Consider the following 24,943-nt stretch of genomic DNA (forward strand, 5'->3'; position numbering starts at 1 on the left):
TTTCTAATATAATAAATAATTTAAATTTGAAACTTATAGGAGATAAATATGAATTTAATCAAAAATCTTTCAATAAAAAATAAAATTTTGCTCGGAATTGGGGTCAGTTTTATAATAGCTATGATTTTTCTGTTGGCAATAGTTATTTATCAATTCAATTATCTGTCTGCAGAAAACCAATCTCTAGTTGAAAAAGAATTATTAGAAAGAGAATATGATAAATATGAGACTCTTGTCAAATCAAGAGCTGAAATTTTATCTGAAATTTATAATTTTTATTCAACCGGAAAAAACATAATTGGGAGAAATGTTACAGAATCAGAGCTTAGAAATTTAATAGCTGACTTTAATAAAAATTCTGATTTAGTTAATAATTATTATTATATATATGATTTAGAGGGAACTACAATTTCTCTGCCACCTAATCCCGGTTTAGAAGGCCATAATAGAATGGATTTAGAAATTCAGGATAGAAAATTAATGGTTGAAATAATAAATATCGTAAAAAATAATGATGGAGGTAGGATTAGTTATCCCTATATTAATCCGAACACTGATGAAATAGAAACTAAATATGGGTATATTCAAAGAATAGAAGGTACTGATATGTTTATTGGAGCTGGTGGTTATCAAAGTAGTTATTATAGTATTGTGGATCAGTTAATAAATAAAATTTTTAATATAAGAAATAAAACTATTTACCTTCTTTTAATAACATTTTTGATCATTATTTCAATTATATTTTTGATAATATTTGATATTTCAAAATATATAAATTCAAATTTCAAAAAAATACTGGCTGCTTTTAAAAGAGTAGAAAAAGGACAGCTTCAATTTAAATTAGATACCAGCAGTAAAGATGAATTTGGGAGTTTAGCTTCAGGTTTTAATAAAATGATTAGCAGAATAGAAAAATTAACCTATAATGATCCACTTACTGGCCTCCCCAATTTGTGTTTTTTAGAAAATCATCTGTCCGAAAGTTTAAATAAAATCCGAAATAAATCAGAAAATATTTATCTTTTTACTTTAATCACAGACAATTTAAACTTAATAAATAGCAACTATGGCTATCAAAAAGGAAATGAAATATTAGAGGAACTTTTTCAACGTTTAAATAAAAATTTATTTAAAAAAACTACTATAGCACGTAAAAATGATGAATTTATATTCTATTTTAAATCAAATAAAACACAGGCAGAAATCAAAGAATATGCCAGAAAAATTTTGAATAGTCTTTCAAAACCATATGAAATTCAGGGTAATTTAATATATTTAAATTTCGAATTGGGTATTGCTGTCAATAAAGAACAGGAAAGCTGTTCTGAATTAATCAGGAAATCAAGATTAGCCCTTCATTTTGTGGATACCAAAAACAAGATAAAGTTTTTTAATAATTCAATGTTAGGACAGTTATCTGGCAAACTAAATTTAGAAAGCAAATTGAGAAAAGCAATTTCAAACAAAGAATTCAAACTCCATTATCAACCACAATTAGAATGTAAAACAAATAAAGTGGTGGGAGTTGAAGCCTTAATAAGATGTCAAAAATTTAGAGAATGTGGAATTTCACCTGAGGAATTTATTTCATTAGCAGAAGAAACTGGTATGATCTTAGAACTCGGGGAATGGATCATAGATGCGGCTTTAAAACAGCTTAAAATTTGGCATAATAAAGGCTATAACAATTTATTGATATCTATTAATATAGCGCCACAGCAATTTCAACAAGATGATTTTGCTTTAAAAATAGAACAACTTTTGCAGAAACATCAAATTGAAGCGAAATATTTGGAGCTTGAGATAACTGAAAGAACTGTAATTAAAGATGTCAACTATACAGTAGAGGTTTTAAATGAATTAAAAAAATTAGGCGTTTTAGTTTCAATAGATGATTTTGGGACAGGTTATTCGTCTTTAGAGTATTTAAATCGTTTTGCACTTGATAAATTAAAAATTGATAAATCTTTTGTACATAATAATAATAATTTAAAAATTGTCAAAACTATTATTGTAATGGGTAAAAATTTGGGCTTGGAAGTAGTAGCTGAAGGAGTAGAAACACAGCAAGAACTTGAGTTTCTTATTAATAATAACTGTAATTATTATCAGGGATATTATTTTTCCAAACCCAAAAAAGCAGTTGAAGTAGAAAAATATTTTGAGAAATGAAAAGTTAATTAATAAGTTTAAGAAGGAGTTAATTATGAAACTAAAGATTAAGAAATTTTTTGAGCTAAGCAATTTAGAACTATATAAAATAATTGAAGCTAGAGTTGATGTTTTTGTTGTTGAACAAAAATGTCCATATAAAGAGTGTGACAATAAAGATCAAGATTCTTATCATTTATTTTACCAGGATCAGGATGAAATTGCTGCTTATTTAAGAATAATCCCTGCAGGAATAGCGCATCCAGAAATTTCTATTGGCAGAGTACTGGTAAATTATAAATATCGGAGAAATGGTCTAGCTAAAAAAATAATGAAAAAAGCTATATCTTTTATTAAAGAAAATTTTGATTCACAAAATATTAAATTATCTGCCCAAGAATATATACTCGCAATGTATCAGGATCTTGGTTTTGAAATTGTTTCAGATAGATATTTAGAAGATGGTATCCCTCATTATGAGATGATTTATAAATTGTAATTAAAGAGAGTTTTTGATAGAATTAAGTTGAGTTTAAATTATAGTTGGGGGTGTAATATTAATATGATAAATTTAGCAGATACAGTGGTTCTTGCAAAAAAAATGGCTATCAACGTCGGTAAAATGCAAAAACAGAAATTAAGAAAAAATAATTTTAAAATTAATACTAAAAGTACAATGAGTGATTTAGTTACAGAAATTGATTTATTAAGTGAAGATATGATAAGAGCCAAAATAAGAAATAATTATCCTGAACATAATATTATGGGCGAAGAAAATAAGTTCGAAGATAAAAAAAGTGACTATACCTGGGTTATTGATCCTTTAGATGGAAGTAATAATTATGCGAGTTCTTATCCGATTTATTGTATTTCTATTGCTTTAAAATATAAGAATGAAGTTGTAATGGGAGTTATTTATATACCCGAATTTGATGAAATATATTCAGCAATTAAAGGTAAAGGAGCTTATAAATCTGGGAAAGCAATTAACATTTCTCATAAAACTGCATTAAGACATTCATTAATTGCAACTGGGTTTCCTTATGATAAAAATAAATCAAAAATTGATAATTTGGCTCCTTTTAATAAAATATTAAAAGAAATTAGAGGACTTAGACGTTCAGGGAGTGCAGCTTTTGATCTTGTTTCTGTAGCTAGTGGTCGGATAGATGCTTTCTGGGAGTTTAAGTTAAAAGAATGGGATTATGCCGCAGGTGAATTATTAGTGAGAGAAGCAGGAGGTAAAGTTTATCAATCCGAGATAGAAGGAGCGCCACTTTTAATAGCTGGCAGTAAAGAATTAGTTTCTGAGCTCAGAAAAATTATAGAAGATATATATTTATAAAAATTATAAGTAGGTGAGCAGTAGATGAGAATTATTAAATATCAGAAAGATAATGAGGTTAAAAGAGGAATCTTAAAAGGGAATAAAATATTTAAGCTGCAGGGAGATCTTTTCTCGGATTTTTCTGTTGGGAAAGAAACAGCAAAATTGGAAGAAGTTCAACTTTTAGCCCCAATTAAAGCTCCAAATATTATTGCAATAGGTTTAAATTACAGACAGCATGCATTAGAAACTGGGGCTGAAATACCTGAGAGACCTCTTGTTTTTTTAAAAGCAACAAGTAGTTTAACTGGCCCAGATTCGGAGATAATTTTACCTAAATTAGCTCCAAATGAGGTCGATTACGAAGCAGAGCTTGCAGTTATTATTTCTAAAAAAGCTAAAAATATTGAAACTGTGGAAGTTGATGATTATATTTTGGGATATAGTTGTGCTAATGATATTAGTGCTCGTGATTGTCAGAAAAAATTAGATAAACAGTGGGCTAGAGCAAAATCATTTGATACATTCTGTCCGCTGGGCCCCTGGATTGAAACTGATTTAAATCCTGATAATTTAAACATCAAATCAATTTTAAATGGTAAAGAAATGCAGCAGTCAAATACAGCAGATATGATATTTAATGTCGCTCAGATTGTAAGCTATTTGTCACATAATATGACTCTCTTACCAGGCACAGTAATTTTAACTGGGACTCCAGAAGGAGTTGGCTTTGCCAGAGAAGAAAAAATATTTTTAAGAGAAGGAGATCAAATAAATATAGAAATTGAAGGTATAGGAAGCTTAAAAAATATAGTTAAAAAAGAAATTTAATAATGTCTAAAATAGTAAAAAAACTCCATTCAAGCTACTTTATTGACGAGAGAGGTTAACTTATAGATTTTAAAAAGCTCTTTAGGGAGGTAATTTATGCAGTTTTTCAATCAGAAAACATTTATTTTGTTAATCCCTATTCTCTTAGCAGTCCTTTTTTATACTATTCATAAGCTTATTGCTTATGTTAAAAGAAAAAGGGCAGAAGAACTATTTGCAAATTATCATAAGGATAGAATTATATATTTTAGTAAAAAAGTTAATTTTTTTGGGCAAAAATCTGCAGGTAGATCTCAGATTAGAGGTAATGGTTCTTTGCTTTTGACAGCAGACGAGTTACATTTTTCTAGATGGATACCTAAAAAGAGTCTAGTTATTTCTTTAGATGATATTGAAAATATTGAAAGAGTAGATTCATTTTTAGGAAAAAGAAAAAAAAGAAAATTATTAAAAGTTGATTTTAATAATAATCAAGGACAAAAAGATTCTGCTGCTTGGTATTTAGATAATATGCAGGTTTGGGAAAAAGTAATTAAAGATAATTTAGATTCACAAGAATAAAACAATTAAATATGAAATTAAACCGTTTTTGCTAATTCTTTTGTAAATTTTTTTTTGCATAGAGAATACAAGAACGGTTTTTTTATTTTTAAAATAATTTACCTTTTATTAACAGTTAGTTACAATTATTTAACATCTTAGAAATACTCCTGTAACTTTGATATGTCATTATAGTATTTGCAAGCGGAAAACAAAAAAATATTTGGAGGTAATAATTTATGAGTAAATATGGAGCGATTTTTGCTATTTTAATTCTTTCAGTCTTATTATTGAGTGGATTTGTAATGGCATCGGACTTAAACCATGGTGATTTAGCGGCAGAATTTGTTGACTATGATGGTGACTTAGTTGCTGACTTACCTGCGGATGAATCTGAATGGATTAATCCTGATACAATTATTTTTTCTTATACACCTGTAGAAGAGCCCTCAGTCTATAAGACTGCTTGGTCAGACTTTTTAGATCATTTAGCTGAAGTAACAGGAAAAAAAGTTATGTTTTACGCAGTAGAAAATTATGCGTCTCAGTTAGAAGCTTTAAGAGCAGGTAGAATTCATATTGCAGGTATCAATACGGGGAGTGTTCCTTTTGCTGTAAATACTGCAGGAGTTGTCCCATTTGCAATGATGGCAGCGGAAGATGGTAGCTTTGGTTATGAGATGGAAATTATTACTCAAAAAGATAGTGAACTTAGTGGATTGGAAGATTTAGAAGGAGAAACAGTTGCTTTCGTATCTCAAACATCTAATTCTGGTTTTAAAGCACCATCTGCAATTTTAAAATCTGAGATGGGATATGTAGCTGGTGAAGATTATGAAACTACATTTAGTGGGCGTCATGATAACTCAATTATGGGTGTCTATAATGGAGATTACGAAGTTGCTGCAATTGCAAATTCTGTAATGAAAAGAATGGATGCCAGTGGAGCAATTGATATGTCAGAGATTAAGACAATTTATAAGTCTCAAACTTTTCCTACAACTGCATACTCTTATGTGAATAATTTACATCCTGGTCTTGCTCAAAAGATTAAAAAAGCATTTTTTACTTTTGATTGGGCTGGAACAAGCTTAGAGGAAGAGTTTGAAGACGATAAGTTTATTCCAATTGACTATAAAACATATTGGGAAGTTATTAGAACTATTGATAAAGCAAACGGAGTAGAATACAAGTAATAAATGATAAATTAATATAGATAATTATTGATAAAATTGTTTTAAAGTTGGGGTGGCAGAGGCAGCTATCACTTAGCTGTTTTTGCTTTTTAATAGTACCGGGTATCTGAATATTTTCAGGTACCCGGTATTTATATAAATATAAATAGAGAGGTGAAAAATTTGCTTAAAATAAGTAATTTGCATAAAGAATATCCCGGAGGAGATCTGGCACTTCGAGGTGTTAATTTAGAGTTAAAAAAAGGTGAGATTACAGCTGTAATTGGTCCCTCTGGTGCTGGCAAATCGACTTTAATTCGCTGTGTTAACCGTCTTGTTGAAGCGACAGAAGGAGAAATAATTTTACAAGATCAAGATATTAATAAATTGAATAAAAAAGAATTAAAAAATAAAAGAAGAAAAATGGGTATGATATTTCAGGAATATGCCTTAGTTGAAAGATTAACAGTTATGGAAAATGTTTTATCAGGAAGATTAGGTTATGTATCTTTTTGGAGAGCCTGGCTGCGCAAATTTCCACAAAAAGATATTAATCAGGCTTATCAGCTTTTAGAAAGGCTGGGGCTTCAAGAACATATTAATAAAAGATCTGATCATTTATCTGGTGGGCAGCGGCAGCGGGTGGGAATCGCTCGAGCACTAATTCAGGATCCTGATTTACTTTTAGTTGATGAACCAACAGCGAGTCTTGATCCTAAAACAGCAAGACAGATAATGAGACTAATAACAGAGATGGCGAAAGAAAGAAATCTGGCCGCTTTAATTAATATTCACGATGTATTGCTTGCAAGAGAATATGTCAGTAGAATTATTGGAATGAGAAATGGTGAGATAGTTTTTGACGGCAGTCCTTTAGAGTTAAATAAAGACACTTTAACTACAATTTATGGAGAAGAAGATTGGGACAATTTAAATAAAGAAAATAATATAAAAGAGAATAATACTTCTCTTAAAGGGGGTAATGATTTTGCTGACAGAGAACAAAGTGAAATACAGCTGGCAGCGTCCGCATCTAATTAAAAGTAAAAACAAAAGAATTATAATTTTTTTATTAATTGCTGCCTATTTAATTTTTACTTTTATTTCTCTTAGAATAGATCCCCAGAGAATTTTACTCGGTTTAAGCAGAAGTCAGAAATATTTTGGAGATTTTTTAAAACCAGATTTTATTTCTCGGTGGGATTCAATTGTTGATGGGATTGTCGAGAGTTTGACAATGACTTATATAGCAACTGTATTTGGAATTATAATTTCGCTTCCTTTTGCTTTTGGAGCAGCAGAAAATATATCTCCTAAGCCTGTTTATTATTTATCTCGGGCGGTGATAGTTATTTCCAGAAGTTTTCAAGAAGTAGTTATTGCAATTTTTTTCGTGGTTATTATTGGTTTTGGACCAATGGCAGGGGTTTTAACATTAACCTTCAGCAGCATTGGATTTTTAGCAAAATTACTGGCAGAAGAAATTGAAGATATAGACTGGAGCCAGGTGGAAGCGGTTAAAGCTACAGGAGCTTCCTGGCCTCAATTAATGACTTATGCTATATTTCCACAAATTTTACCCCGTTTTATTGGTTTAGCAGTTTATAGACTTGATATTAATTTTAGAGCTTCAGCAGTAATTGGAGTTGTTGGAGCTGGAGGGATAGGTACAACTTTAAATGCAGCTTTTGACCGTTATGAGTTTGATTCAGCTTCTGCTATTTTAATTGTAATGATCGGGATAGTACTTTTGGGAGAAATATTTTCCTCTTTTATTAGAAAAAAAATGAAATAAAATTAAATATAGAAAGGAGTTTTGCAATGAAAACAAATAATTATAACTGGCAGTTAAAAGGTATTCTTAGAATTATTAAAGAGATGATCTTTTGGGCAGCTGGTATCTGGCTTTTTATTTACTGTTGGAATATTATTTCAGCTCGTACAATGTGGCCCTTTGTTTATGATGGAGCCGAACAGGCTATAAAGTTATTAGCTAGAATGTTCCCACCAAATTGGCCTTATTTTATAGATCTTTTACGACCTATCTGGGATACAATTACAATTGCTACTTTAGGAACAATTGCAGCTATAATCTTTTCTTTATTTGTAGCTTTTCTAGCTGCAGAAAACACGAGTCCTCATCCGCTTTTGAGGCAGTTAGCTCTATTGATAATTGTAACATCTCGTTCAGTTAGTTCTCTAATCTGGGCAATAATTTTAGTAATTATATTGGGGCCAGGTGTACTGGCTGGTATCATAGCAATTTCTTTAAGATCAATTGGTTTTGTCTCAAAATTACTTTATGAAAGTATAGAAGAAATAGATAAAGACCAGGTAGAGGCAGTTAAAGCTACTGGTGCTTCGAAATTTTCTACTTTAATTTATTCAGTAGTGCCCCAGGTTTTTCCTTCTTTTGTTGGTACAGCAGTTTATCGTTGGGATATTAATATTCGAGAATCTACAGTTGTGGGGCTTGTAGGAGCTGGTGGAATCGGCTTACAGTTAAATGAAGCAATTTTAGGGCTTAAGTGGCCTGATGCAGTAATAATTTTTATGATGATTTTATCACTGGTACTTGTTTCTGAATTATTTTCAGCTAAAATCAGAAAAAATATTATTTAAATAAGTTGTTTTTAAATATAATACTGAAGTTAATTGCAAATAAAAAGTAACTTACTGGGATTTTTAAATTATATATTTTTAATTAGCAGTGAAAATAGATTTTATTAATTTAATATAAATTCGTAAAAGACCTTACAATATTTATAGTTGTAGGGTCTTTAACTTTTTAATTTTTAAAATTCAGATATAATTAATAATAGAAATTAAAACAATTTTTTCGATAAATAGAATATTATTAGTTTTTATAAATATTATATTTTGTTTGGATTAAATAAGATAGGAGTGATTATATGACAGGTAAAAGATTTCATTCATCAAAAAAGAAAAAACTATTTACAGAAAAAAGGCTTAAAAGTTTAAAACCTGCTGAACTTTTATCAGAATTAGATTTAAAAGAAGGAAATATTTTTATAGATGTTGGAGCCGGCAATGGTTTTTTTTCTCTACCCGGAGCTGAAATTGTTGGTGATTCAGGTAAAGTATATTCTGTAGATGTTCAAATTGATATGCTTTTAGATCTGAAATATCGGGCCCAACAGGTTGGTTTAACTGACAGAATAGAGATTGTAAAAAGTGAGGATAATGATGCAAACTTAAATCAAAAAGCTGATTTTATGCTTTTTGCTTATTTGTTCCATGAAGTAGAAGAAAAAGAAAAGTTTTTAAATAATTATTTTAGTTTTTTAAAGAAAGGCTCCAAAGTAGTATTTATAGAATGGGATCCAGCTAAGAGAGAAGAAGGTCCTCCACTTCATCATCGTGTAAAAAGTGAGCATCTAAAATCAATGTTAGAGCAGAGAAATATAAAAAACATTGAAATCGAAAATATAGATTATAACTCATATTTAATTAGTGGTCGAAAAATATAATAAGTATAGAAAAAATTTAATATATATTTATTTAAAAGACCTTTCTTTTGATTAAGAGAGGTTTTTTTGTTGACCTTCTAATTATTTTGTGGGATGATTTAATATAAGAAAAACAAAACATCCTAAATATATAAACTAAGGTGGATAAAGATGATAAAAAACAAACAACGTTTAATGATATTAGCTTTTACAATAATGATGATGAACGGAATAGTTAATAATTTAAGAGCTCAGGTTGGGCCCTATATAATAGAAGATTATGGTCTTAATTACAGTCGACTTGGTATCTTATTATCATTTATTTCTATGGGAGCAATGTTTCTTTATTTTATAAGTGGGAAATTAATAGAAAAATTTGGATTAATAAAATTGCTTTTTTACGGTATGATTTATAATAGCTTAGCACTGCTTGCTATTTATTTTTCAATAAATTACTATACATTGACAGCGGCCTTTTTTATACTTGGATCAGGTTTAACTCTTTTAAATATTGTTTCAGTAAATCTTATTTCAATATCTTATAGTAAAAATAGGGGTAAGATGATTAATCTGCTGCATTTATTTTATGGTCTTGGCGGTATTGTGGCTCCTTACTTTGTAACTTTAGTTATAAAAATTGGTTTTAGCTGGGCTCATTCTTTTTTATTTTCTATTATTTTATTAGTTATTATTTTTATTGAATTTAAAACTGCAGTTATCCCTGAAATTGAAGCCAGTAAAAATAAAACAATGAAAAGCACCAAAGAACTTCTTAAAGATATAAGGGTTATTTTATTTTCTTTAATAGTATTTTTACAAATAGGTGTTGAATTTTCTATAGTCACCTGGTTAGCACCTTTTTTAAAAGATGTAGAAGGCAGAACAGATTTAGAAATTAGTTTTTACATAGCATTATTTTTTATTACATTTACTATCGGCAGGCTTTTAGCAAGTTTTATGGTAGAAAAAGTAGGCTATTTTAATTTTATTATATATACAGCTGGAGCTGCAGCACTGCTAATCACCCTTGCTTTAATAGGAGGAAGAAGTTTTACTATTTTAATTTCTATTTCAGGTATTTTCCTTGCAGCACAAGTTCCTACTGCTCAGGCAGCAATTTTAGATAGCTTTGGTAGTAGTGGAATTAAAGTAGTTGGCTTTGCTCAAACTGCTGGGATGATTGGTTCTACAGTTCTTGCTAGCTGGGTCATAGGGTTCATTAATGATTTTATTGGTCTTAAAGCTGGATTTTTCATTTTAATAATTTCACTCATAGCAGATTTGGTTATTACATTTTATTTAAAGCAGATAACTAATAAAACAGTTAATTAATATTATATTTCAAAAATTCTTTCTTTACTAGATAAATAAATAATGTTATAATAAACTTAGTTAATTTAATTAATTAACAAAGAAATGGGTGACTGATGATGGAAAAAGGTAGTTTTAAAAATATGAAAAAACAAAATCAGAAAAATATACTTTCATTGATTAAAAATGAAGATGGTATTTCACGATCCCAAATCGCGGATAAGTTAAAAATTTCTAGGGCTACAGTAACTAACATAGTCCGGGAATTAATTAGTTATGAACTAGTTCAAGAAGCAGCTGTTGGAAAATCCAGAGGTGGCCGCAGACCAATGCTTTTAAATTTAAAGTCTAAGGGTGCCTTTGTAATTGGAATTGAATGGGGAATTGATTCCGTTAAAGCAGTTTTGTTAAATTTAAAAGCAAAAATTATAGCAGATGATCAGATCGAAGTTCAAAGTCATGATTTTGAAGAATATAAAAAAATTAGTTTTAATTTAATAGAAAAATATCAAAATCAGCTTGAAGACTCAACTAAAATTATTGGTATAGGTCTTGGTATACATGGTTTAGTAGATCCGGAAAAAGGACTTTCTATTTTTACTCCTCATTTTAATTGGGATAAGATAAATATAAAAAAAGTTATAGCAAAAAAATTTAATTATCCAATTTTTATAGATAATGATGTTAGAATGATGGCTGCCGGAGAAATTTGGCAGGGGAGAGATGATTTTGTTTTTATTAATACTGGCTCAGGAATCGGATCTGCTCTAGTTTTCAAATCTAAACTTCATTATGGTAATAATTATGCAGCTGGAGAATTAGGTCACATGAAAGTAAAAGATGGGGGACCTAAATGTCATTGTGGCAAAAATGGTTGTTTAGAATCATTGGCATCTAAAGAAAGTATAATTTTGAGATATAAAAAGCTAAACAATATTAAAGATATTACTTTTAAAGAAATAATTAATCGTTATCAAGCTGGGGAAAAAGAAGCATTATTAGTTGTTAATGATGCTCTAAAATATTTTTCAAGGGCTATTTCAAATATTTTGAATATTTTAAATCCGGAAGCTGTTATAATAGGAGGCTTATTTGCTGAATATGATCAGCTGTTATTAAAAAAACTACATAAAATAATCACAGAAGATACATTAAATCAGATAGCAGATGATTTAAAAATAACAACAGCTTTTTATAAAGATTTTGCTGGTGCTGTAGGTGCAGCTGAAAAAGTATTAAATAATTTTTTTGAAATGATAAATTAAATATTTTTATTAAATTTAAAGGAGGCAAAGCATGAATATTTTAGTCACAGGTGGAGCGGGTTATATTGGAAGTCATGTTTTAAAAGCCCTGCTTAAAGAAGGGCATCAAGTTATTACTCTGGATAATCTGCAAAAAGGTTACAAAGAAGCTGTTACTGGAGGAAAGTTTATAGAAGGTGATTTAGCAGATAAAAAATTATTAAATAAAATAATGAAGGAAGATGAAATAGAAGGAGTAATTCATCTGGCAGCTGACAGCTTAGTTGGGGAGTCTATGGAAAAACCGGGTAAATATTATATGAATAACTTTGCAAATGGTATTAATCTTTTGGAAGCAATGATTAATAATGATGTAAAAAACATTGTTTTTTCTTCTACAGCAGCTGTTTACGGTGAACCAGATGAAATTCCAATTAAGGAAAATAATAAAACTGAACCCACAAGCACTTATGGAGAAAGTAAATTATTTTTTGAGAAGGCTTTAAAAAGATATGATGATACTTATGGTCTTAAATATGCTTCACTTCGTTATTTTAATGCAGCAGGAGCCGATCCAGAAGGTGAAATTGGAGAAGCACATGATCCTGAAACCCATTTGATTCCAATTGTACTGCAGACAGCTTTAGGAATTAGAGATAAAATCTATATCTTTGGTGATGATTATCCAACTAATGATGGCAGCTGTATTAGAGATTATATTCATGTCAATGATTTAGCAGCAGCCCACCTGCTGGCATTAGAAGCTCTGGCTGAAGGAAAAGAAAGTTCAATTTATAATCTTGGGAGTGGAGAAGGATATTCTGTTAAAGAAGTTATTGATACAGTAAAAGAAGTTACTGGTCGTGATTTTGAGGTTGAAATATCTGAGAGAAGAGCTGGAGATCCAGCAGTATTAATTGCAAGTTCTGATAAAATTCAAAAAGAATTAGACTGGCAGCCTAAGTATACTGAATTAGAAAAAATAATTTCTACAGCCTGGCAGTGGCATAAATCAGGCGGATTTGAAAGGAGAACTAATGATGAATAAGCAAGAATTATGGGATAAGTTTGGAATAACTTTTAAAGATATTGATTTAGAAAGTGGAGCTTATGCTGCTCCAGGAAGAGTAAATTTAATAGGTGAACATACAGACTACAATGATGGTTTTGTGATGCCAATGGCGATAGAAAAAGAAATTACTATGCTGATTCAGTTAAGACCTGATAGAAAAGTTAAATTCTATTCTTTAGATTATGATCAAATGGTAGAATATAGTTTAGATGACTTAAAATATGATGAAGAAAATGTCTGGGCCAATTATTTGCTGGGTGTTATTGATGAGATTCAGAAATCAGGAGAAAAGCTGCAGGGCTTTAATCTGATGTTTACTGGTAATATTCCACAGGGATCGGGCTTAAGTTCTTCTGCAGCTTTAGAAGTAGTGACTGCCTTAGCAATTACTGATCTTCATAAAATTAAAATGGATGGAGTGGAGATGGCCCTGCTGGCTCAACGAGCTGAAAATAATTTTGTTGGAGTTCAGTGTGGAATCATGGATCAGTATATTTCTCGTCTCGGTCAAAAAGATCATGCCCTTCTAATTGATTGTCGTACAAATGATTATCAGCTGGTACCATTTAAAAATGATAATTATCAAATAGTTATTTGTAATTCTAAAGTGGAAAGAGGTTTAGTAGATTCTGAGTATAATCAACGCCGTAATGAGTGTAATCAGGCAGTAGATTATTTTGCTAAAAAAGAAAATTCTGAGATTACCGCTTTAAGAGATCTTGATTTAGAAACTGTTGAAAAACATAAGGATCAGCTTGCAGTAAATGTTTATAAAAGAGCACATCATGTTGTCAGTGAAAATGAAAGAGTATTAGAGAGCCAAAAAGCATTGCAAGCTGATGATATGTCTAAATTTGGTAAGCTAATGTATGCTTCTCATCGAAGTTTAAGTGAAGACTATGAAGTTAGCTGTAAGGAATTAGATATTTTAGTTGATCTAGCAGCTGCTGAAAATATAACAGGAGCCAGAATGACAGGAGCTGGTTTTGGTGGTTGTACTGTTAATTTAGTCAAAAAAGATAAGCTTGAAGACTTTGTAAATACTATTAAAGTGAAATATAAAGAAAAAACAGGTATTGAACCTGAAGTTTATGTTAGTAACCCTGGAAATGGAGCCAGAAAACTATAAATATATTATTATTTTTCCTAAGCAAACAATATAGTATAATTAAATTTTAGTGAGGTGAAATTATGTCAGAACCATTTTTTGAAATTATCAATCTTAATACTCCAAAAGAAAAAAACTCTAAACTAAATAATTTTAATTTTAAATTAAAAAAAGGAGAAGTTCATGCGGTTATTGGTCTTGAAGGTTCTGGCAAAAAGAATTTAACAAAAGCTTTAGCAGGGTTAATCAACGTCAAGGGAAGTTTTTATTTAGAGAACAAATTACTTGAGAATAAAATAGCTGTTTTAAGAGAAAATGGAATAGATTTTCTCTTTAATAGTTCTTCATTAGTAGAACAATTATCTATAGAAGAGAATATTTGTTTAAATAACTATCCTAAATTTAGATTTCTGCCATTTATTAATAAAATTAAATCTAAAAATAGAGCGGAAAAAATATTGGGATTTATGGATTTAGATTTAAAACTTAAAAAAAATGTTTCAAATCTTTCTAAAGATGAAAAAAAGCAGCTTTCCATAGCTAAAATTCTTTATAACAAACCTAAAATCGTTATAATGCATGAACCAACTGATGGTTTAAGTGTTGACTCTATTAAAAAATTCTATAATAAAATTTATGAATATAAATCTGAAGGTGGCTCAATTATATATATCACTAAGCAGTGGAAAGATGCTTTAAAGATTGCAGATAGGATATCAGTAATTTATATGGGCTCAATTATTGGAACTATCTCTAAATCAGAAGCAAATTTAAATCAAAATAAAATTTTGAATTTAATGCTTGGAAATTATGATAACCAAAAAACTAATTCATTTTTAGAAAATGAAACCCAAAAAATATTAAATACTGTTTTTAAAGCAACAGAATTTCTAACCTCAAATTATGAGCTTAAAGATGTTTTAAAGCTTCTTGCTGAATACAGCAGTGATTTTACAAAAGCAGATAACTGTGTAATAAAGTTAATTGATGAAAATACAAAATCTTTTATAGATACATTTAACTATGAGTCAAATATAAAAATTATTAGTGAAATTAAAAAGGAAAAATTATTTGAAATTACTAAAAACGAAAAAATATTCTTTATGACAGAAGCTGATAGAGGTTTTGATGATATATTTTTAAATAAAAGCAGCAATGTAAAATCAGTAATTGTAATCCCTGTTTTAATAAGATCACATGTTAGTGGGATTATTCAATTATCTTTTAGCTATAGAAAGTCCTATAGTTATTCTCAAGAGGAAAATATATATTTAACAACTCTTGCTAAACAAGCTGCTATTGCAATTGAAGATACAAGGTTGATGGGGAGATCTACTCTTTTACAAGAAAGTCATCATAGAATAAAAAATAATCTGCAGTATATAATTAGCTTGATAACTTTACAAAAAGATTTTATTAATAAGAACCCTAAAAACACTGATGAAATTTTAACTAATATTATCTGTAGAATAAAAAGTATTGCAGCTGTACATGATCTTTTGTCTAAAGATAGTTTAGGCAGAAGTATAATTAATTTACATGATATTTTTGAGGTCATTATTGAATTTTTAAATAATAATAAAATAGAATTTAAAGTTGAGATTGATGATATATTTATTTCTTATGCCAAAGCATCGGCTACTGCTTTAGTCTTTAATGAGATTTTGAGTAATTGTATTGAACATGCCTTTAAAGATCAGGAAGCAGGAATGATTGAGATTTCATCATTTAAATATAATAATCAAATAAAGCTTATTGTTAAAGATAATGGAAAAGGCATAACTGATGATTTTAAAATTGAAGAGCAGGAAAGTCTTGGCTTATCAATTGTATATTCAATTATTAAACAGCAGTTTAAAGGTGATATAACACTTAAACCAAATCAGGATGGTCCAGGTACTAAAGTAGAAATAACAATACCTGAATAAAGGAGCTGATTGATCTAAATGCAGAAATCATTAAAAATACTTTTAGCTGAAGATGAGTCAATTATTTTAATGGGTTTAAAATCAAATATTGAGAAACTTGGACATCAAGTTATTGGACAAGCATTCGATGGTGTTGAGGCAGTTAAATTAGCCTTAGAAAAAGAACCTGATTTAATAATAATAGATATTAATATGCCCAAGATGGATGGAATAGAAGCCATTAAAAGAATTAATAATGAAAAATTTATACCTGCAATAATTGTAACAGGTTATAATGATGAGAAACTAATTAATAGGGCTTCTAAAGCCGGAGCATTTGCATATTTAATTAAACCAGTTGACAGAAATGACATTAAACCTGCAATAAATATTGCAAGCGCTCGATTTGAAGAGTTCAAAAAACTTTTATCAGAATTAGACGACAGCAAAAAAGCTTTAGAAGCACGAAAAATAATTGAGAGAGCCAAAGGTATTGTTATGGATAGAAAGGATATTAAAGAGAAAGAAGCAATGAAATTTTTGCAAAAAAAGAGTAATGATCAAAACAAAAAAATGATAATAGTTGCTAAAGAGATAATTGAAGCTGACCAGAAATTTAAATAATTAAAGTATTGATGCGTTAAATTTCTGAGATTGATTTTAGCTTTAAATTTAAAAATATTAAAAATATTGTTAAAAAATTTGATTTTTCAAAATATTAATGTTATACTATAAAAAAATATACAATATTCTGTTAATGATTGGCAGAATAGTATGAGGTCATGAAGGCCCCCTAAAACAGCTGTTTGTACTGTTTGAGGGGGTTTTATGTCGTTTTTTAAGAAAATAATTTTTAAGGGAGGTGAATTTTAAACTTTTAGTTTTAAATTTTAATTAAAATAAAACAATAGGAGGAGAATATTTTGCAGAAAAAACTTATTTTATTATTAACTTTAATTATGGTGTTGGGTGCAATTTCAGTAACGGCCGCTCAGGATGTAAAGATTGGATTTTTAGTAAAGCAGCCTGAAGAAGCATGGTTTCAAGATGAGTGGAGATTTGCAGAAGAAGCAGCAGATGATTATGGTTTTGAATTAGTTAAAATTGGTGGAACAGATGGAGAAAAAGTACTTTCTGCTATTGATAATTTAGCATCACAGGGAGCACAAGGTTTTATTATTTGTACACCTGATGTTAAATTAGGACCAGCTATTAAAGCTAAAGCTGATATGAATGGCCTAAAAGTAATGTCTGTTGATGACAGATTTGTAGGTTCTGATGGTGAACCAATGGAAGAAGTTCCACATATGGGAATCTCAGCTTATGATATTGGTCAGTTAGTTGGAGAAACTTTAGTAGAGCAGATGAATAAAAGAGATTGGGACTATGAAGAAGTAGGTTATTTAGTAATGACTTTTGATCAACTTCCAACTATTACTGAAAGAACTCAAGGTGCAACTGATGTTTTAATGGAAAATGGCTTCCCTGAGGATCAAGTATTTGAAAGTCCAATGCAAACACTTGACACTGAAGGTTCATTTAATGCTGCTAACTTTGCTTTAACCAAGCATGCAGATTTCGATAAATGGATAGTTGCTGGTGGAAATGATTCTTCAGTAATTGGAGCAATTAGAGCTCTTGAAGGTCAGGGTTTTGGAGCTGAAAATGTAATAGGTATTGGAATTAATGGTTCTAACTTTGTTGTTAATGAATTTGAAAAAGAAGAAGAAACAGGATTTTATGCTTCTGTGAAATTAAGTGCTCGCAGACATGGATATGAAACTGCTGAATTAATGTATAAATGGATTAAAAATGGCGAAGAGCCTCCAAAAGTTACCTGGACTACAGGTCAAATAATGACAAGAGATAATTACAAAGAATTAGAATAATATAATTATAAATAGAGGGGTTTAACCCCCTCTATTACTCTTGACTATTAGAGAGGAGTAAATTTATGGCTTATCATTTAGAATTTAAAAATATAACAAAAACCTTTCCAGGAGTAAAAGCACTTGATAAAATTTCGTTTGGGGTTAATACTGGAAGTATTCATGGACTTGTAGGCGAGAATGGAGCAGGTAAATCTACACTTTTGCATACATTGAGTGGTGCTTTAACTCCTAATCAAGGAGAAATATTAATTGAAAATAAAACTATGAAATTTTCTAATACTAAAGATGCTTTAAATGCTGGAATAGCTGTAATATATCAAGAATTAAATTTAGTTCCAGAAATGACAGTTGCCGAAAATTTAATGATTGGCAATTATCCTAACAAAAATGGCTTTGTAGACAAAAAGAAGTTAAAAGAAAAAGCTCTTAAACAAATCAAGATGTTAATGGAGAACTTTAATCCTAAAACTAAAGTTAAAGATCTATCAATTGCTCAAAAGCAAATGATAGAAATCGGAAAAGCTTTAATGCAGGATGCTAAAATTATTGCTTTTGATGAACCAACAAGTTCACTTTCGGATAGAGAAATAAAACATTTATTTGAAATTATCGAAAAGTTGAAAGAAGATGGAAAAGCTATAATTTATGTTTCACATAGGATGGAAGAAATATTTCAAATTTGTGATAGCTGTACAGTTTTTAGAGATGGTAAACATATCGAAACATTTAGAGATATGGAGAAAGTTACTCATGATTTAATTGTTAAAAAAATGGTTGGTAGAGAACTTAATGATATCTATGGCTATGAAGAAAGAGATAAAGGGGAAGAAATATTTCATATTGAAAACATAAGAGGCAAAGGCGTTAAAAGAAATATTGATTTAACAGTACACGAAGGAGAAGTTGTAGGGATTTTTGGTCTTGTTGGAGCAGGCCGTACAGAATTATTTAAATTAATCTATGGTCTAGAAAAAATTGAGGCAGGTCGAGTTGAAGTTAGAGGAGAAGAAGTTTCGCTTGAAAACCCAAAGGAATCTATTAGAAATAAAGTTTGTTTGCTGCCTGAAGATAGAAAAGATGAAGGCATTATTGGGATTCGCTCGGTAAGTGAAAATATTAATATCAGCAGTAGAAGACATCATTTGAGATATAATTTTTTCTTAAATAAACAGGCGGAAAAAGAAACTACAGATGAATTCATTGAGAATTTAGATATTAAAACTCCTTCTCGTGACCAATTAGCTGTCAATCTGTCAGGTGGAAATCAGCAAAAAGTGATTTTGTCTAGGTGGTTAAGTGAAGACATTGATGTATTTTTAATGGATGAGCCGACTAGAGGTATTGATGTTGGCGCAAAATATGAAATTTATAAAATAATGTATAATTTAGCTGCAGACGGTAAGGGTATACTTTTTGTTTCCAGTGATTTACCAGAAGTAATGGGAGTATCAGATAGAGTAGTTGTAATGAGATCTGGAGAAATTATAGGATCTTTAAATCGAGAAGAATTTACAGAAGAAAAAATATTATCTATGGCACTGCCAGTTTCTTAATTATGAATAGGAGGATCTAATATTATGACAGAAACTACTAAAAGTAGAATTAAAAACTTATATAACAATTATACGATAATTTTAATATTTATAACAATGTTTGTCTTGCTTTCGATTTTTGTTCCTTATTTTTTCACATGGCGCAATATGGTTGGGCTTGCACTCTCGGTAGTTACTATTGGTTTAATTGCTAATACAATGATGTTTGCTTTAGCAAGTGGTGATTTTGACCTTTCTGTTAGTTCAACAGTAGCTTTTTCTGGAATTACTACAGCTGTTGTTATTAATAGTACTGGGAGCGTATGGATCGGTATTATAACAGGGCTTCTTGCCGGAGTTTTAGTTGGAGTGATAAATGGCTTTTCTATTGCTAAATTGGGATTAAATGCATTAATTACAACCCTGGCTACTCAAATGATTTTTAGAGGTATGGCCTTTATTTTATCAAATGGACGTGCAGTTGGTATTTCTACAGCCGGGTTTTTTAAATTAGGCAACAGTATGATTTTAGGAATTCCCACACCAATAATTATTATGGTTATTTCATTTATTATCTTTGGTATTTTATTAAATAATACAGTTTTTGGTAAAAACACACTTGCAATTGGTGGAAATACAAAAGCAGCTGAACTGGCAGGTATTAATGTTGATTTAACTAAAATAATAATATTTTCTGCTCAGGGATTTATGGCAGGTTTTGCCGGTGTAATCTTAGCTTCAAGAATGACAAGTGGTCAACCAAATGCTGCTCAGGGTCTGGAACTTGATGTAATTTCGGCCTGTGTTTTGGGTGGAGTATCTTTAAATGGTGGTATAGCAACAATAAGTGGAGTAGTTGTTGGTGTTTTAATCATGGGAATGATTTCTAATGCACTGAATTTACTTAATGTAGCAACTTTTTATCAATATGTTGTTAGAGGGTCAGTTTTATTAATCGCAATCTATTTAGATATTCTAAAACAGCGCAGTAAATAATTTTCTGAATGAGTTTAAGGAGCTTATATAATGAGAATTAAGGAGATTAAATTTAAGCAATCAAAAGCTATTAAAATGGAAAATGAGTGCATTTCAATTTTAATATTACCAGAAATTGGTTCTAAAATAGCTTCAATCTATAGCAAAGAAAAAGATTTTGAATTTTTATTTCAAAATAAAGATAATAGTTATAAAAAAGCAGAATTTGATAGTAATTTTGAGGACTATGATTGTTCGGGTTTTGATGACTGTTTTCCTAATATTGATAGATCAAAATTATTTATTAATAATCAGCTTTATACTTATCCAGATCATGGGGAAATATGGTCAGCAAATTTTGATTATAAACTAAAGAGTGACAGCTTAGTCTTAGATTACAAAAGTAAATATTTTAAATATCATTACAGAAAGATTATTACAATAACTGAAAATAAAATTATCATTGATTATAAAATAAAAAATAATTTAAAAACTGCTTTTCCAGCTATCTGGACAATGCACTGTTTATTAAAATATTCGAAAGAAATTGAGCTTAATTTTCCGAAAGAAATGACCAAAATAGTTAATGTACAGCAGAGTAAATACCTGGGGGAAAAAAATAAAGAACATAGTTTTCCCATTACAGCTGATATGTTTGGTCAGCAATATAGGCTTGATAAAGTAAATAATCGAAAAGAGATTCTAAGTGAAAAGTATTATAATTATGATAAATTAAACTATGGAAAGGTATCAGCTTTTTATCCTGAACAAAAATCCGAGTTTATAATTAAATTTGATTCAGAAAAATTTCCTTATCTTGGATTTTGGTTAACGGAAGGTTCATTTAAAGGAGATTATAATTTTGCTTTTGAGCCAACTGATGGTTATTATGATTCGATTAACCTTGCTCTAAAAAACAAAAAAGTGAATATTATTGATCCTCAGCAGGAATATTCTTTTACCATAGAAATATCTATAAAATAATACTCAGTAGATGCTATTTAAATGTTAGAAAGGATGATAAAATTGTCTCAAAAAGATAAAGTTAAAGTTTGGGAGGATACTGTTAAAATTGAAAGTTATCCTGTCGGTGAGGCTGATAAAAACCCGATGTTTCTGGATAAAAGAGTTTATCAGGGCAGTTCAGGTAAAGTATATCCTCTACCAGTTGTAGAAAAAATCTATAATAAAAAAATTAATAAAGAATATAAAATGATATATTTAGAAAATGAATACCTTAGAATAGAAATAATGCCTGAATTAGGGGGGCGGATTCAAAGGGCTTATGATAAAACAAATAATTATGATTTTGTATATTATAATCCTGTAATAAAACCAGCCTTAGTTGGTTTGGCTGGCCCCTGGATAGCTGGAGGCATAGAATTTAATTGGCCTCAGCATCATAGGCCATCAACCTTTAGTCCAGTTGAATATAGTTTTGAAGAAAACGAGGATGGAAGTGCTGTAGTTTGGGTCAGTGAAATTGATAGGATGTACGGTACAAAAGGAATGGCTGGCTTTAAAATTTATCCAGATAAAGCATATTTAGAAATAATTGGACAGCTTTATAATAGAACTGAACTTCCTCAAACATTTTTGTGGTGGGCCAATCCTGCAGTAGCTGTCAATGAATCTTATAAATCAATTTTTCCACCAGATGTAAATGCTGTATTTGATCATGGAAAACGAGATGTTTCAAAATTTCCCATTGCAACTGGAGAATATTATAAAGTTGATTATTCAGCTGGGGTAGATATATCTAAATATAAAAACATACCCGTACCAACTTCATATATGGCATATCATTCTGATTATAATTTTGTTGGCGGTTATGATTATTCAAAAGAAGCTGGCATACTGCATGTTGCAAATCATCATATCTCACCTGGTAAAAAACAGTGGACCTGGGGAACAGGTGATTTTGGACAAAGATGGTATCAAAACTTAACAGATTATGGCAGCGGAGAATATATAGAATTAATGACAGGAGTTTATACAGATAACCAACCAGATTTTACCTGGATGCAGCCACATGAAGAAAAAACTTTTAAACAGTATTTTATGCCATATAAGGGCTTAGGTGAAGTGAAAAATGCCTCAAAAGATTTTTTGTTAAATTTAGAAATTGATAAAAAAGAGGCAGAGATATCAATTTATTCAACTTCTAAAAAAAATAATTTAAAAATAATTTTATCTGAAAACAAAAATATTTTATTCAGTGAAAAAATAAATTTAGATCCTAAATTTTCGTATAATAAAAAAGTAGAAATAAATAAATTAGCCAAAAAATCAGATTATATTTTGGAATTATTAGATAGCGATCATAATATTTTAATATCTTATTCACCGGCAGAAAAAAAATTATTAAAAACACCTGATCCTGCAGAAGCTGCAAAAAAGCCAGCTGAAATTCAAACAAATGAAGAGTTATATTTAACTGCTGTTCATTTAGAACAATATAGACATGCAACTTATGAGCCAGACCCTTATTATCTGGAAGGATTAAAAAGAGATCCTAATGATATTCGAATCAATAATGCTTATGGAAGATTATTATTGAGAAGAGGTTTATTTAGTGAAAGCGAAAAATATTTTAGGAGTGCCATTGAAAGATTAACTGAAAAAAACCCTAATCCATATGATAGTGAAGCCTATTATAATTTAGGCTTGTCTTTAAAGTATCAGCAAAAATATCAACTTTCTTTTGAAGCTTTTCATAAAGCTATTTGGTCTGGGGACTGGCATGACAGTGGTTATTATGAGTTAGCAGCTTTATCGTATAAAAATAAAGAAATTTTAAATGCGCTCGAATATATTGAGAAATCAATAATCAAAAACTATCATAATCCCAAATCTAGAAATCTTAAAACTTCATTACTTAGAAAATTGAACAGGTTTAATGAAGCGGAATCTTTCTTAAAAGAAACTATAGAAATTGACAAATTAGACTTTGCTGCTAGAAGTGAATTATACTTTATTAATAAAAGAAAAGGTGAAATTGAAGCAGCAGAAAAGAGCAGAGATGATATTATAGATATCTTGAGGAATGATCCTCATAATTTCTTAGAACTTGCAATTGACTATGGAAATACATTTTTTTATCAAGAAGCAATCGATATTTTAGAAATTTATTTATCTAATAATATAAAAGAAGAATTAAGTATATATCCAATGATATATTATTATTTAGCTTATTATAATTTAGAATTGGCTAATCAAAATGAAGCTAAAAAATATTATGAAAAAGCTGCAGCTGCAAACTCTGATTATTGTTTTCCAAATAAGCTGACTTCTATTAATGTTTTAAAATCAGCTATTAAAAATAATTTTCAAGATGAAAAAGCACCTTATTATCTTGGTAATTTATATTATGATAAAAAACAATATAAAAAAGCTATTAAATTATGGGAAAAATCTAGAGAAATAGATAATAATAATGCAGTGGTTCATAGAAATTTAGCTTTAGCTTATTATAATAAAATGTCTGAAAAAGAGAAAAGCAAAAAATCATTAGAGAAAGCATTTGCAATAAATAATAATGACAGCAGAATATTATATGAATTAGACCAGTTATATAAAAAGTTAGGATATTCAAATCAAAAAAGAAAAGACTTTTTAGATAAATATATTAAGCTGGTTAAAGAAAGAGATGATTTATATACAGAATATATTACCTTAGAAAATAATCTTGCTCATTATAAAAGAGCTTTAGAATTGTTATTAGAGAGACATTTTCATCCCTGGGAGGGGGGAGAAGGCAAAGTTACTTCTCAGTATAAATTTGCAAATATAGAACTTGCTAAAGAAAATATAGAGAAGGGAAATTTAAGCAAAGCAAAACAGTTTTTAAAGGCAGCAAGAAGCTATCCTGAAAATTTAGGGGAAGGAAAATTACCTATAGCAAAAGATAATGACATTGATTATTATACAGCTTTAATTTATAAAAAAAATAATGAGATTGAAAAAGCAAAAATCTATTTTGAAAAAGCTGCAGTAGGATCAGATGATTTATCAGATATGCTTTATTATAATGATCAACCAGCACATATGATTTTTTATCAGGGGCTGGCATTAGAAAAATTGGGAAGAAAAGAAGAAGCGCTTTCTAAGTTTAATAGTCTTTATGATTATGGAGAAAAACATTTTTTTGATGAGGTAGAGATTGATTATTTTGCAGTTTCCTTACCTGACTTTTTAGTATTTGATGCAGATTTGGACGAAAAAAATAAAATTCACTGCAAATATCTAATGGGATTATCATTAATTGCTAAAAATAAAATTGAAGAAGCAAAACAATTATTTAGCTATATTAAAAAGCGAGCTCCCTATCATCAAGGTATAAAAAGGAATTACTTAATAGATTGAAATATTTAAGCTCCACAGAAAAAATAAAATACCCTCCTCAAAT

21 protein-coding genes are annotated in these 24,943 nt (G+C 29.5%); all 21 read left to right on the forward strand.

Annotation, left to right across the window (positions count from 1 at the left end; translation table 11 throughout):
• Nucleotides 1-48: 48 nt before the first annotated feature.
• The gene (locus HSACCH_RS02525) at nt 49-2,172 is read left to right on the forward strand and encodes an EAL domain-containing protein (RefSeq protein ID WP_005487597.1); all 2,124 of its coding nucleotides are present in this window, start codon (nt 49-51) and stop codon (nt 2,170-2,172) included.
• A gap of 34 nt (nt 2,173-2,206) precedes the next feature.
• Complete coding sequence (locus HSACCH_RS02530; protein WP_005487599.1) at nt 2,207-2,650, forward strand: GNAT family N-acetyltransferase; 444 nt, start codon at nt 2,207-2,209, stop codon at nt 2,648-2,650.
• Nucleotides 2,651-2,713: 63 nt separating this feature from the next.
• Nucleotides 2,714-3,496 (forward strand): inositol monophosphatase family protein, encoded by a 783-nt coding sequence (locus tag HSACCH_RS02535; RefSeq protein ID WP_005487600.1) that lies wholly within the window; start codon nt 2,714-2,716, stop codon nt 3,494-3,496.
• Between the two features lie 24 nt (nt 3,497-3,520).
• Nucleotides 3,521-4,309: a fumarylacetoacetate hydrolase family protein gene (locus tag HSACCH_RS02540; RefSeq protein WP_005487602.1), complete on the forward strand. Its 789-nt coding sequence runs from the start codon at nt 3,521-3,523 to the stop codon at nt 4,307-4,309.
• Nucleotides 4,310-4,405: 96 nt separating this feature from the next.
• The gene (locus HSACCH_RS02545; protein WP_005487603.1) at nt 4,406-4,870 is read left to right on the forward strand and encodes a hypothetical protein; all 465 of its coding nucleotides are present in this window, start codon (nt 4,406-4,408) and stop codon (nt 4,868-4,870) included.
• 218 nt (nt 4,871-5,088) lie between these two features.
• On the forward strand, nt 5,089-6,045 hold the full coding sequence (gene phnD, locus HSACCH_RS02550; RefSeq protein ID WP_005487605.1) for a phosphate/phosphite/phosphonate ABC transporter substrate-binding protein: 957 nt from the start codon (nt 5,089-5,091) through the stop codon (nt 6,043-6,045).
• A 162-nt stretch (nt 6,046-6,207) separates the two neighbouring features.
• Nucleotides 6,208-7,065 carry a phosphonate ABC transporter ATP-binding protein gene (gene phnC, locus HSACCH_RS02555; RefSeq protein ID WP_005487606.1) on the forward strand — a complete coding sequence of 286 codons (858 nt, stop codon included), beginning with the start codon at nt 6,208-6,210 and terminating at the stop codon, nt 7,063-7,065.
• Nucleotides 7,016-7,819, forward strand: a complete 804-nt coding sequence (gene phnE, locus HSACCH_RS02560) for a phosphonate ABC transporter, permease protein PhnE (RefSeq protein ID WP_407635724.1) — start codon at nt 7,016-7,018, stop codon at nt 7,817-7,819. Before phnC ends, phnE (HSACCH_RS02560) begins: the two co-directional genes overlap by 50 nt.
• Before the next feature lie 26 nt (nt 7,820-7,845).
• Entirely contained in the window at nt 7,846-8,646 is an 801-nt protein-coding gene (gene phnE / locus HSACCH_RS02565; protein ID WP_005487610.1) for a phosphonate ABC transporter, permease protein PhnE, read from the forward strand.
• A gap of 290 nt (nt 8,647-8,936) precedes the next feature.
• A complete protein-coding gene (locus HSACCH_RS02570) occupies nt 8,937-9,515 on the forward strand; it encodes a class I SAM-dependent methyltransferase (RefSeq protein ID WP_005487612.1) in 579 nt (192 codons plus the stop codon).
• A 150-nt stretch (nt 9,516-9,665) separates the two neighbouring features.
• A complete protein-coding gene (locus HSACCH_RS02575) occupies nt 9,666-10,826 on the forward strand; it encodes an MFS transporter (RefSeq protein ID WP_005487613.1) in 1,161 nt (386 codons plus the stop codon).
• Nucleotides 10,827-10,924: 98 nt separating this feature from the next.
• Nucleotides 10,925-12,070, forward strand: coding sequence for an ROK family transcriptional regulator (locus HSACCH_RS02580; RefSeq protein WP_005487615.1), 1,146 nt, complete (start codon nt 10,925-10,927; stop codon nt 12,068-12,070).
• Between the two features lie 31 nt (nt 12,071-12,101).
• Entirely contained in the window at nt 12,102-13,097 is a 996-nt protein-coding gene (gene galE / locus HSACCH_RS02585) for a UDP-glucose 4-epimerase GalE (protein WP_005487616.1), read from the forward strand.
• Complete coding sequence (locus HSACCH_RS02590) at nt 13,090-14,250, forward strand: galactokinase (RefSeq protein ID WP_005487617.1); 1,161 nt, start codon at nt 13,090-13,092, stop codon at nt 14,248-14,250. Before galE ends, HSACCH_RS02590 begins: the two co-directional genes overlap by 8 nt.
• Nucleotides 14,251-14,312: 62 nt before the next feature.
• Nucleotides 14,313-16,157: an ATP-binding cassette domain-containing protein gene (locus tag HSACCH_RS02595; RefSeq protein WP_005487619.1), complete on the forward strand. Its 1,845-nt coding sequence runs from the start codon at nt 14,313-14,315 to the stop codon at nt 16,155-16,157.
• Nucleotides 16,158-16,175: 18 nt separating this feature from the next.
• Nucleotides 16,176-16,760, forward strand: a complete 585-nt coding sequence (locus HSACCH_RS02600) for an ANTAR domain-containing response regulator (RefSeq protein WP_005487620.1) — start codon at nt 16,176-16,178, stop codon at nt 16,758-16,760.
• Nucleotides 16,761-17,095: 335 nt separating this feature from the next.
• Nucleotides 17,096-18,025 carry an arabinose ABC transporter substrate-binding protein gene (locus HSACCH_RS02605; RefSeq protein ID WP_051056324.1) on the forward strand — a complete coding sequence of 310 codons (930 nt, stop codon included), beginning with the start codon at nt 17,096-17,098 and terminating at the stop codon, nt 18,023-18,025.
• 65 nt (nt 18,026-18,090) lie between these two features.
• Nucleotides 18,091-19,581 (forward strand): L-arabinose ABC transporter ATP-binding protein AraG, encoded by a 1,491-nt coding sequence (araG, locus tag HSACCH_RS02610; protein WP_005487622.1) that lies wholly within the window; start codon nt 18,091-18,093, stop codon nt 19,579-19,581.
• Between the two features lie 24 nt (nt 19,582-19,605).
• Nucleotides 19,606-20,556 (forward strand): L-arabinose ABC transporter permease AraH, encoded by a 951-nt coding sequence (gene araH, locus HSACCH_RS02615; protein WP_005487623.1) that lies wholly within the window; start codon nt 19,606-19,608, stop codon nt 20,554-20,556.
• Between the two features lie 30 nt (nt 20,557-20,586).
• Nucleotides 20,587-21,519, forward strand: a complete 933-nt coding sequence (locus tag HSACCH_RS02620) for an aldose epimerase family protein (protein WP_005487624.1) — start codon at nt 20,587-20,589, stop codon at nt 21,517-21,519.
• A gap of 33 nt (nt 21,520-21,552) precedes the next feature.
• Entirely contained in the window at nt 21,553-24,900 is a 3,348-nt protein-coding gene (locus HSACCH_RS02625) for a DUF5107 domain-containing protein (protein WP_040477008.1), read from the forward strand.
• The last annotated feature ends 43 nt before the right edge of the window (nt 24,901-24,943 follow it).

It is taken from the genome of Halanaerobium saccharolyticum subsp. saccharolyticum DSM 6643 (assembly GCF_000350165.1).
GTDB classification, from domain to species: Bacteria; Bacillota; Halanaerobiia; order Halanaerobiales; family Halanaerobiaceae; genus Halanaerobium; species Halanaerobium saccharolyticum.